Genomic DNA, 10,384 nt, shown 5'->3' with positions numbered 1-10,384 from the left:
AGCCGGAAAACTCCTCAACAATCACCCAGAACTTTTCCCTGACAACACTCACATCATGCTTATTCGCCGGATCAACGGACAGCAAAGCCAACAGGTTCCCATCAGAGTAACAGGTCAGCTTGTACCCATAGTAAAACTTTTTTAGAGGGAACAAACCCAACTGCGGGCTTTTCAGAGATGATTTCTGAAGAACCCTTCTTCTCCTTCCTGTTTTTTCTGGCCAACTCCTTGGTCTGAATGGGCTTTGAGTCCAGTATTCTAACGTATTCTCTGGCGTGTTTTTTGAATTAATTCTTCCTGCGCTAGGAGCAGGAGTTTTTCGTGCCTGTTCAAGCGTTCTGTTAGTTTGTTGTACCTGATTTTGGGGAACAGCTTCATTTCTTCGATTAGGACTCTGTAAGCGTGCTTGTAAACTCCGTTAAAAGTGCAAGTGTGCTAGTATTGCGAAGGTTATTAGGTCGTAGAGGCTGATTATTTCCCTGTGAGTGTTTTTCGGGTAGTGTTTGCTGATTATCGGATAGATTTCGGATTTTATGATCAGGATTTCCTGCTGAAAGTTCATAACAACCACCAATCAACCAAAAGACTTAAGTGCTTATAACTCTAACGATCTAATGGGAACTAGGGTGTTTACTGTTGGGGTTGTTAGTGTTAGGTTTGGTGGGGACTGCCCAAATGACAGTAGCAGAACCTACTAACCAAAAGGAAATAAGCCCAGAACAGGTAGTATATTTCAAAGACATCACCATAACCTTGCACCTTCAAGTAGGTGATGCCGGACACATTTACACAGCCTCTGGAACGGCTGAGGATGGCAAATTCTATGCTTATGCCAAGCTTGATCTTATACACTGCTCAGAGTATGCATGCCCATTATATCTTGAGTGGGATGGTCCCAAAACTATTCCCGTCGAAATTTCTGATGTACCTCTACCACTTCCTATGACATTTCATTCCATAAAAATTCAAGCATATGATGCATTTGACAAATCTTATTTTGACTGGGACTACTTTTCTTTAAATCCGGATGACCGTTCGGGGCATGTCACAATAACTTATGCTGGGAGAGTTAATACTCGGATTGACATTAAGATAACATGGACTTATTGGACGGCGATATTATGATGGTTGATTACTTCATATCCTTTAGTTTTTTGTTAATCGTCTTCTGGGGGTTTAAGAAAGAGTTTAACTCTTACTACTCAGCCTTAATTTCAACCATCTTAACATTAATCCTCCCGGGGTTAATTTTTAATGTGATTGACAGGTTATTCTTCCTTAATAACGTAGTCAGGTTGGGAGTGTTGGTTTCTTTAGTAAGCATTGGCGCTTACACATCCATTCAGCTATTCTCACCCAAACAACACCAAAAGAATTAGAATCTCATGATATATAGGAGTTTGGGGGCACTTGCCATGATAAGCCCTCAGGAAGAAAACTCTAAAACCTTTCAGTCACAATAGGTGGATGAGCCAATGCGAAATACCAAAAATCATCCATACGAAGACTGATATGAGGATAAAGCACGATGAGTTATAACATGCACCAAGAAGAGCAATACTACAATCCACACAGTCAACAGTACAAAAGTTGAAGGAGCAACAAGCTCAGGAGCTATCCAAATCACTACTGGCACGTATGCGAGGTAATAAAAAGGAAGGAATGTTGCAATACTTTTTAGTGGCTCAGGATAAAGGTATAAGGGAACAAATCCTCCAGAGAGTATTAACTCAACAAATTGATATATTCTTGTTATACCTACTATTTTACCAGTCCATACAGAAGCTAAGCCGAGTAGAGAGCTTATTAAAAACTTGATAGTAGAGGAGGCCAACAAAACTAAGAAAGCTACCAGAATATGTTCAGTGTCAAATTTTAAACCAAGTTTTATCGCAATAGGAAAGTAAACAATGAGGTAGACCGGTATAAAAACAAGGTATCTTACATAACCTTCAATGGCATAATTAAGCAGGGGAGAAATTGGCTTAGAGAGAAGTACATCAATTCTGCCCGTAAATATATCTCTAGAGAGCTTTCCAGAGATATTTAATGCTGAGATTGCATTATCATAGATAAGGAGAAGAGCATAATAAGCAATCGTTACGTTAAGTGTAGGTATATCTGTTTTTTGAGAGAAGGTTCTATAGACATAGCTCCAAAAAGCTACAAGAAAGAGAAATTGTATGGGAGCAGAAACAAACCCTATTAAAAAATCCCGCCTATACGTCTTGAGCTTCTCAAAATGAACCTGTACAAGAGTTTTCACCACTGCGAGCTTCATACACTCATCCTCCTGCAGATGTGTATTTCTCTAAGCCCTTTTTGAAAACAGCCACAAAAATCCCAAACCACACGATGAGTAGAATACCCTCCCCGATGATTGATATTATGAGCTTCTTAGTCGATAGTTTCCCAAGTAAACTGAGAGTAGGGAGTGTGACTAAGAATGCCAAGGGTAATGCCCAAGTAAGAATGCTTCTCAGACCCTTAGGTAGAAAATTTAGCGGATAATACGTGTATTCATAGGCGTAGTCAATTAGCTCAATAGTGTGCTCCATCCTACCTACGAAGAAGGCCAACATACTCAAAGCCCCGTAGATTAAAGCATAAAGAGCTACGCCTCCTGAGAGGAAAATAATGCTTAAAAAAATGTTTTTAGTAGTTATTGGGTTGGGCAATAGTGGAATTGATATTAGGAGTAGAATCACTCCAGTAAGAATTTCCAAAACTACTCCAGCATGGCTTTTTGTTAAGATTACTAAAAACACAGGATTTATGGGCTTGGTCAGGTAAACGTCAATTGTGCCATCTACAATGTAAACATGAAGATCCCGTACACCCCAGAAAAAAGAAACGATGCCCCATGCAATATAGTACATCCCTATAAATGCAAGCACTTCTCCACGTGTAAAGGTCACAATCTCAAAATTGGCTAACACCGAAGTCCAGAAGGTCATTAACAGAGCGGTAAATCCACACCATGCTACTAAATAGAGAGCTAAGTCGGTTTTATACAGCCTAACCCTTTCCACTGCAGATTTTAAGAGGACGTTGATTACACAAGACAGCCTATTCATAGTTAGACACCTTCTTAATGATGTCTTCCAAAGAAGGTTCTTTAATGATAATGTCCTCTATAATGTTCAATTTGTGATTGTTGGGCATTAACATGAGTGTTAAAATTTCATTGACTTTTTCAGATGGCAATCTGCACTTTACAAATGTCCCGTCCACTGTAACATCAGAAGAGACCTTCTTGAGCATCTCCGCTACGTAAGGTGCATAAGCTTCGGAAATTACGTGCATTTCAATTTGCTTTAATTGTCCAAGCCGCTTTTTCAGCTGTTCTATGCTCGTGTCAAGTACTAACTTGCCACTGTTCAGTATTATGACTCGATCACAAAAATCTTCCACGTCAGATAAAATATGGGATGAAATTAAAATTGTGGTCTCAAGTTCCTTGTTTATTTTTGTCAAATAGTTTTTTATAATATGTCTTGACACAACATCAATTCCGATTAGGGCTTCATCGAGAATAAGAAGTTCGGGTTCGTGAAGGAGAGAAGAAATTAGTTCAAATTTTATTCTTTGACCAAGGGACATCAAGCGAGGAGGGCGCTTTAGAAGACTTCGTTCAATTCCTAAAATTTCAGTCAATTCTTTGAGTTTTTTGTTAAATTCTTCTTTAGGCACACCATATACTGCAGCTGCGAGTTCAAGAGACATTATAACAGGTACATCTGGGATTAAAAAACCTTTATGCCCAAAAACAACTCCAATTTTTTCCAGATATTTACGACGGTCTTTAAAGGGGTTCAAACCTAAACAAATTACATTTCCAGATGTAGGCCTAATAATTCCCGCCAAAATTTTTATTAGTGATGACTTCCCCGCCCCGTTGGGACCCAGTATGCCAACTTTTTCACCTTTGCTGATAGTCAAGTTAATTGAATCTAACGCTTTGATGCGCTCTTGGCCACGCTTGTAAATGAGGTCAAGATTTTCTATTTTGATTATTATCTCGGACATTTTTCTCAACTCTGAGGTTCTTTGATATTTTCCGAAAACAAGAGCCTCCAGAGGTTGCAGAAGATAACATCCGGGGCAGATGGATTTTTACCACTGAAATAGTAAGCTCTTGATCTACATCCGCCTTTGCATCCTCTGGAATAGGGACATTCTTGAATTAATTTGCACTGCAATCTATCTAAGAGATCCCTTCTTTTTTTACTGTTCCATAACTCAGATAGGGTATGTTGATGAATATTTCCTATATAAAATGTCTCATCTCCTGAAAATGCAGGACATAGTGTTACGTCTCCTCTAGCAGTAATAAATAAAAAGCATTCAGCTATACCACAAAAAGTACAGTTTCCACTATACATAGCAATATTATAGTATTTCTTGTAACCGATTAAGTCTTCATTTTCATACAAAATTTTTACAGCTTTCAAAAATGGAACGATGTCATTCATGGTCTTGGCCTTCCCCGTAAAGATAGGATAGAATACATTTATTTCATCTACTTCTAAGCGATTCAGCATCAACAATAGTTTACGGATTGAATCAATGTTCTTTGAGTGCAATGTGACGTTAACTCTTACTGGTAATCCTTCCTCTTTGGCCAAACGTATTCCACTTAAAGTGCGTGAAAATGCACCACTCATACCTCTAAACTCATCATGGACATTCTCTAATCCGTCTAAACTAGTTGTAATTGAAACATCGTACTTAGTAAGCTTTTGTACTATATGGCTTGTGAGAAGTGTTGCATTAGTTTGGAGATTGACGTCAAATTCAAGATCATATGCGTATTGGATCATTTTGTAGATATCGGGATGTAATAATGGCTCTCCTCCTGTTATACTCGTTTTATATGCACCCAACTCTGATGCTTCATTCAATATTAGTGAAAAATCATTAAAGGACATTTTAGACTTCCATTCTGGGAGATAACAATGATTGCAGTTCAAATTACAAATTCTGAGCACTTCAATATAGACAGCTTCTAATGGTCCCCTAATAACTTTTAACTTACTTGGTTGTGTGGAGATACTAAGCCATCCTTCATGAATTAGTTCTTCAAGGAATTTCTGAATTGATTCCATCTCAATTGGTGTTAGTTCTTTTGCTAATTTAGTCAGTACCTCATTTACTCTCTTTCCTATAATCTGCTTAAGGAGTAAAGCCCCCTCCTTGTTAATGTCCAGGCTCTTTCTCTTTCGTAAATCATACAGTGTTGACCATCCACCATACTCTTTCATTATAATTCTAGGTCTGGGAACAAAATATTTATACCCTAGTTCCCACCACCTGTGAAGTTGTATAATCTGTCCAGATTCACGGCCAGAATCGCCCCTAAAATCCTGACAACCAACCCCCTCAAACTAACACTCCTGCTCGGCCTCAGAAGAAACTCAGAAAACTTCGAAAACAAAGTCTCAATCCTCCTGCGAAAGTCAGACAAGTACTTGTAAAACTTCTTCTCCTCCAGATTACTAACCTGATTCTCCCGCTTCACCGGCGTGTAAACAACGCCAAACTTCAGGAATTCCTCCTGAAGTTCTCTACTAACGTAACCCTTATCCAAAAACAGAAAACAGCCAGAAAACTCCTCAACAATCACCCAGAACTTTTCCCTGACAACACTCACATCATGCTTGTTTGCCGGATCAACGGACAGCAAAGCCAACAGGTTCCCATCAGAGTAACAGGTCAGCTTGTACCCATAGTAAAACTTTTTTTAGAGGGAACAAACCCAACTGCGGGCTTTTCAGAGATGATTTCTGAAGAACCCTTCTTCTCCTTCCTGTTTTTTCTGGCCAACTCCTTGGTCTGAATGGGCTTTGAGTCCAGTATTCTAACGTATTCTCTGGCGTGTTTTTTGAATAATTCTTCCTGCGCTAGGAGCAGGAGTTTTTCGTGCCTGTTCAAGCGTTCTGTTAGTTTGTTGTACCTGATTTTGGGGAACAGCTTCATTTCTTCGATTAGGACTCTGTAAGCGTGCTTGTAAACTCCGTTAAAGTGCAAGTGTGCTAGTATTGCGAAGGTTATTAGGTCGTAGAGGCTGATTATTTCCCTGTGAGTGTTTTTCGGGTAGTGTTTGCTGATTATCGGATAGATTTCGGATTTTATGATCAGGATTTCCTGCTGAAAGTTCATAACAACCACCAATCAACCAAAAGACTTAAGTGCTTATAACTCTAACGATCTAATGGGAACTAGGGTTATTTATCCATCACACACACCTCCAGTGCACCATGAAAATGTCCTAAATTCATAGATAGGGGTCATTCCTAATTCTTGTAAAGCCGATGTTAAATAAGATTCAGTAAAAGGATTAAAATTGCCAATTTGAATATGCTTTATACCAAATTGTTCATGAAGGAAATCTAACACAGCTTTTATAGTGGCCAAGACAATTCTTAAATCAATTTTGCCGAGTATATTAGGATGAAACAAGATTTTGAATATCTTTGCCTCCTTTAGTCGCTGTATAATTTCTGATATTTGATTTTCGTTCATATCACTAAACAATATCATGGGATTGTCTTTTAGTAATCTATAGTAATTTGGATACCAATGAAAGAGAGCAATGTCCCTATTTTTAAAAGCTGCTTTTAATACAAAAAAGTTGGGAGATAATAATTTCCCATATATTTCATGAATAAAATTTACCGGATAATTTGGTATTCCATGAAATTCGTAGTAACGTTTTGGCTCCATACCTATACTTAAATTGATGTCAGAGGTATCGACATCTGCCACGTCTTTTAGTGATTTTATCTGATATCCAATTCTGCAATCTATTTCCAAAAATTGCTTTTTCTTAAAGAGAGGGTAGTACTTAGTAGGAATAAGAGATCCTATAACTGTATTAGATCCAGGAAAGAAGATGTCACCACTGACTTCTTTTAAAACATAGTATCTAACCTCTTGTGCTTTTAGGTAATTTGTAGCAAAAGTATTTATCAAAGAAAGAATTGATTCCAACTCATTTTCTCCTTCATCCAACAGAATACGTTCAACATGTAAGATCCTTCCAATTTTGACCATTGCTATCTCTCCAAGAATATTTTCTTTTTTTACAATGTACGCAAAAAGTGTCTGAAGAGAATGATAAGTAAAGAAAAATGGGAAATTTGGAGGATAATAATGCTCAATGATTTTTTCTTTTAGTTTTTCTGTAGAAAAGTAAGTTAATGGATCAACAATCTTTATCCTCATCATAAATAAATCCCCGCCGGCTCAATGCTACCGCTTATAAACATTGCCTCTTCAAAAAGACTAACATATTCATCAATGCTAAGATTCTTTGGAGGTATAATGAAATAGTCTGAATCAATTTCTGGAATTGGTTCGGAGATTCCTTCTAATGGGGAGGAAAACTCCCGATAATAAGTTGGATTAGAAATTAATTCATCTTTGTATTTATTAAGTAGCTCTCCTTCAGGATTTAATAAATGAACTCGGGGAATTGCCCCATATTGTCGTAATTCTTTAATCAACTGAAGTTCTTTGAGCAATTCGTCTTTTGTTTCTGAGGGGAATCCTATAATGAAATTCACATTGACATATAACCCAAGTTTAATGGCATGTTTAACTAGTTCCTTAATATGATTAATAACGTCTATATAGTGAGGATACCCTTTGTTAGCTTCTACAATGCTTGACTTTATTACCGTCTCAACCCCAAATGTAATCATGGCAAAACCTCCCTGTTTCATCAATTCAAGAAGTTTTTTGTCAATACAGTCTATACGAGTTTGAGCAAAGAACCTAACCTCATCATTAAGACGTCTATTAATTATCTCCTTAAGAAGATTTATAGTACGATCTCTATTAAGGGTAAAGGTGCTGTCATAAAACAATATTTCCCTTACACCAAAATCGTATATATCTCTCTCTATTTCATCTATTACATTTTTTATACTTCTGAATCTGACAGTTTTGCCCCAAATTATGCGTTCTGAACAAAAAGTGCATTGATAGGGACACCCTCTTGAAGTTATCAGTGGAAGTGAAGGAAAGTAATCGAATTCCCAATACTCATCAAGAGGAAGCAGGTCAAATGCTGGAAACGGAATCTTGTCTAAGTTACTAATAAGTTCTCTCCTAGGATTGAGTTTAATATTTCCCTCTTTATCCACATATGCAATTCCTCTGATTCGGTTTAGTTTTGGTTTGCCAGTTGCTAGATAGTTAAGAAGTTCATATAGTGTCTGTTCACCCTCCCCAATAACGGCATAATCTGCTCCAGTATACTTGAGGGCCATTTTAGGAAAGAGTGTGGGGAAGGGACCTCCAATAATTATTATTGAATCTGGGATTTTATCTCGTATTTCTTTTACTATATCAGACAATAATCTAACATTATGGTTATATACTGTAAATCCGATTATCTCACAATTTAATCCTGCGATCGTGTCAGCAAGTAACTTGAGCAGTTCTCCTTTGGAAAGATGCAAAATATCCAATCCATCAAAATAGGCATTGCGTAGAACTAAATCCAAGTCACAAAGACATATATCTGATGGTTCTATAATATTATGCTGAATAATATAAGATGCTAAATATGTTATTCCTAAAGGTGGATGAGAACTAAGATGAGCTCCCATAGGAAGCTTAATTAAAGCCAATCTCATTATAACATCACCTGTTTTAAAAGTGGAAAAAATAAAAACTAAAAGTACGGATCTTTGGGGGGACATGGACCGGTTTTAGACATTGTGATAGGACGTGGGGGTTTTTCTTTCAAAATCCTTGGTATAAAAAGGTTCTGAGCTTTGAAGTCTTGAATTTGTTCTTGAGGTACCATTTTTACAGTACTCTCCATGCATAAACCACCTCATTAATATAACCTCAATTTAGAGTAATAAGCTTTTCGCTCATCTAGATATTTTGGCTGGTGTTAATTCTGAGAACCCCCACCTATTATTCAGAATTAACGCCAGAAAGTCCAAAATAACCCTGTAACTACCTGAAACTGACACCACGATACTTCCTCAGATAAGCCCTCAAAATCTAGTAAGCATTGGCGCTTACACATCCATCCTCCTATTCTCCACCAAACGACATATTACGTAGGTTGCGAAATACCTAAACTCAATTAACTTTCAACACGTATCCTAATAATTGCTTTGCACTGCTGTTCAGCCCAATATTGCTGTTTATCCCCTTCAATTTGATATCTAGCTTGATAAGTGTGAATTATTCTATCTTCTTAATATTAGCGTGGTGATTGAATGATGAAAGTCCGCTCTTTACCTCTTAGAACAGAGTATGGGCACAGCTGTTCGAACAATGCTATTCCGTGCTATCTCTTTTCGTTTTGTGTGAAATACGTTTATAACCTCCCCTTTTGTATTTGTCATCATGACGCATCACTATGGCTATGTGAGTGCAGTTTTAGCTGCTCTGCTCTTTGGAATAAGTTCAACGCTGAATAAAATCGCCCTTAGAAATGTTCATCCAATGATAATAGCGGGAAGTATCTATCTAACGGCGGGGATAGTTTTAATGCTCCTCCGTCTCACGCCCCTTAAGGATAGAATCCTTGAACGGCTTGAATCCAGTGTTAAAGCCCAGGAAGGCTTCTCAAGGCGGGATTTGCTGTTGCTGGCTTTTATAGTGCTTTTCGGCTCCTTTCTGGCGCCGCTGTTCTTTATGTTCGGACTCGATAGAACGACTGCGGTCAATGCTTCCCTCCTGCTCAACACTGAAACGCTGTTCACGGTGCTGATTGCCCTGCTGGCCTTTGGAGAGAGAACCTCCCGAAGGGGAGCCCTTGGACTCGTTTTGATTTTAATCGGAGCCGTTGTAATCTCGACAGAAAACTTTAGGGAAGTAGAGCTGAGCAAAGGCATTCTTGGGAACATTTTAATAATCTTGGCAGGTCTTTCATGGGCGATAGATAATAACCTGAGCAAGCTGTTAAGTGTTAAGAGGGACTTGCTCTTGGTAACTTCGTTGAAGGGGCTGTTTGGAGGAAGTGCACTATTAACTCTGGCCTCTCTAATTGGAGTCCCATTTTACATCCCGCTCCAGAGCCTTCCGTACGTTTTAACCGTCGGTGCGTTCAGCATAGGCTTTTCTCTCGTGTTATTTCTCTTTGCCCTCAGAGAAATCGGTGCGATGAGGACGGGGGCAATTTTCTCGACCTCGACTCTGATGGGAGCTTTTATTGCCTTCCTAGCTCTTGGCGAGAGTCTCACGGCACTGAAGGTCTTCTTTGGCATGATCATGCTTCTTGGAGTGTACGTGCTCTCCAGAGAAGAAATCCACAAATAACTGCTTTTTGAAGGCAGAAGAACTATCCGGGGTTAGAACGGCTTCACCATTCTGTAGAACCTGTATTTTTTGCCTTCAAGCTCAATCTCGTGCT

General features: G+C 38.4%; 9 protein-coding genes and 1 pseudogene. 2 read left to right on the top strand and 8 right to left on the bottom strand.

Annotated features, from left to right (window positions below; all coding sequences use genetic code 11):
- Window positions 1-571, bottom strand: a pseudogene (locus tag THEPK_RS12615) (IS982 family transposase); the annotation flags it as partial.
- A gap of 65 nt (window positions 572-636) precedes the next feature.
- Between THEPK_RS12615 and THEPK_RS06355 the strand changes: the two are divergent.
- Window positions 637-1,125, top strand: coding sequence for a hypothetical protein (locus THEPK_RS06355; protein ID WP_042699676.1), 489 nt, complete (start codon window positions 637-639; stop codon window positions 1,123-1,125).
- Between the two features lie 367 nt (window positions 1,126-1,492).
- On the opposite strand, the gene THEPK_RS06345 is transcribed toward THEPK_RS06355, so the two are convergent.
- The 7 genes from THEPK_RS06345 to THEPK_RS06310 all read right to left on the bottom strand — a co-directional run bounded on the left by THEPK_RS06345 (window position 1,493) and on the right by THEPK_RS06310 (window position 8,645).
- On the bottom strand, window positions 1,493-2,281 hold the full coding sequence (locus tag THEPK_RS06345) for an ABC-2 family transporter protein (protein ID WP_042699671.1): 789 nt from the start codon (window positions 2,279-2,281) through the stop codon (window positions 1,493-1,495).
- A 4-nt stretch (window positions 2,282-2,285) separates the two neighbouring features.
- Entirely contained in the window at window positions 2,286-3,077 is a 792-nt protein-coding gene (locus tag THEPK_RS06340; protein ID WP_042699668.1) for an ABC-2 family transporter protein, read from the bottom strand.
- The gene (locus THEPK_RS06335) at window positions 3,070-4,029 is read right to left on the bottom strand and encodes an ATP-binding cassette domain-containing protein (RefSeq protein WP_052315901.1); all 960 of its coding nucleotides are present in this window, start codon (window positions 4,027-4,029) and stop codon (window positions 3,070-3,072) included. The genes THEPK_RS06340 and THEPK_RS06335 overlap by 8 nt, the downstream gene beginning before the upstream one ends.
- A 5-nt stretch (window positions 4,030-4,034) precedes the next feature.
- The gene (locus THEPK_RS06330) at window positions 4,035-5,264 is read right to left on the bottom strand and encodes a radical SAM/SPASM domain-containing protein (RefSeq protein ID WP_042699665.1); all 1,230 of its coding nucleotides are present in this window, start codon (window positions 5,262-5,264) and stop codon (window positions 4,035-4,037) included.
- Between the two features lie 35 nt (window positions 5,265-5,299).
- A protein-coding gene (locus THEPK_RS12610; RefSeq protein WP_156882084.1) for an IS982 family transposase occupies window positions 5,300-6,171 on the bottom strand; the annotation gives its coding sequence in 2 pieces (ribosomal slippage) (window positions 5,300-5,745 and window positions 5,745-6,171; 873 coding nt in all).
- A 60-nt stretch (window positions 6,172-6,231) separates the two neighbouring features.
- Window positions 6,232-7,230: a hypothetical protein gene (locus THEPK_RS06315; RefSeq protein WP_042699662.1), complete on the bottom strand. Its 999-nt coding sequence runs from the start codon at window positions 7,228-7,230 to the stop codon at window positions 6,232-6,234.
- Window positions 7,227-8,645: a B12-binding domain-containing radical SAM protein gene (locus THEPK_RS06310; protein ID WP_042699660.1), complete on the bottom strand. Its 1,419-nt coding sequence runs from the start codon at window positions 8,643-8,645 to the stop codon at window positions 7,227-7,229. The genes THEPK_RS06315 and THEPK_RS06310 overlap by 4 nt, the downstream gene beginning before the upstream one ends.
- A 730-nt stretch (window positions 8,646-9,375) precedes the next feature.
- On the opposite strand from THEPK_RS06310, the gene THEPK_RS06305 reads away from it, so the two are divergent.
- Entirely contained in the window at window positions 9,376-10,290 is a 915-nt protein-coding gene (locus THEPK_RS06305; RefSeq protein ID WP_042699658.1) for a DMT family transporter, read from the top strand.
- Window positions 10,291-10,384: the final 94 nt, after the last annotated feature.

It is taken from the genome of Thermococcus sp. PK (assembly GCF_000430485.1).
Lineage (GTDB): Archaea > Methanobacteriota_B > Thermococci > Thermococcales > Thermococcaceae > Thermococcus_A > Thermococcus_A bergensis.
Note: the sequence above shows the minus strand (reverse complement) of the source record. Positions and strands in the feature narration are given on the sequence as shown.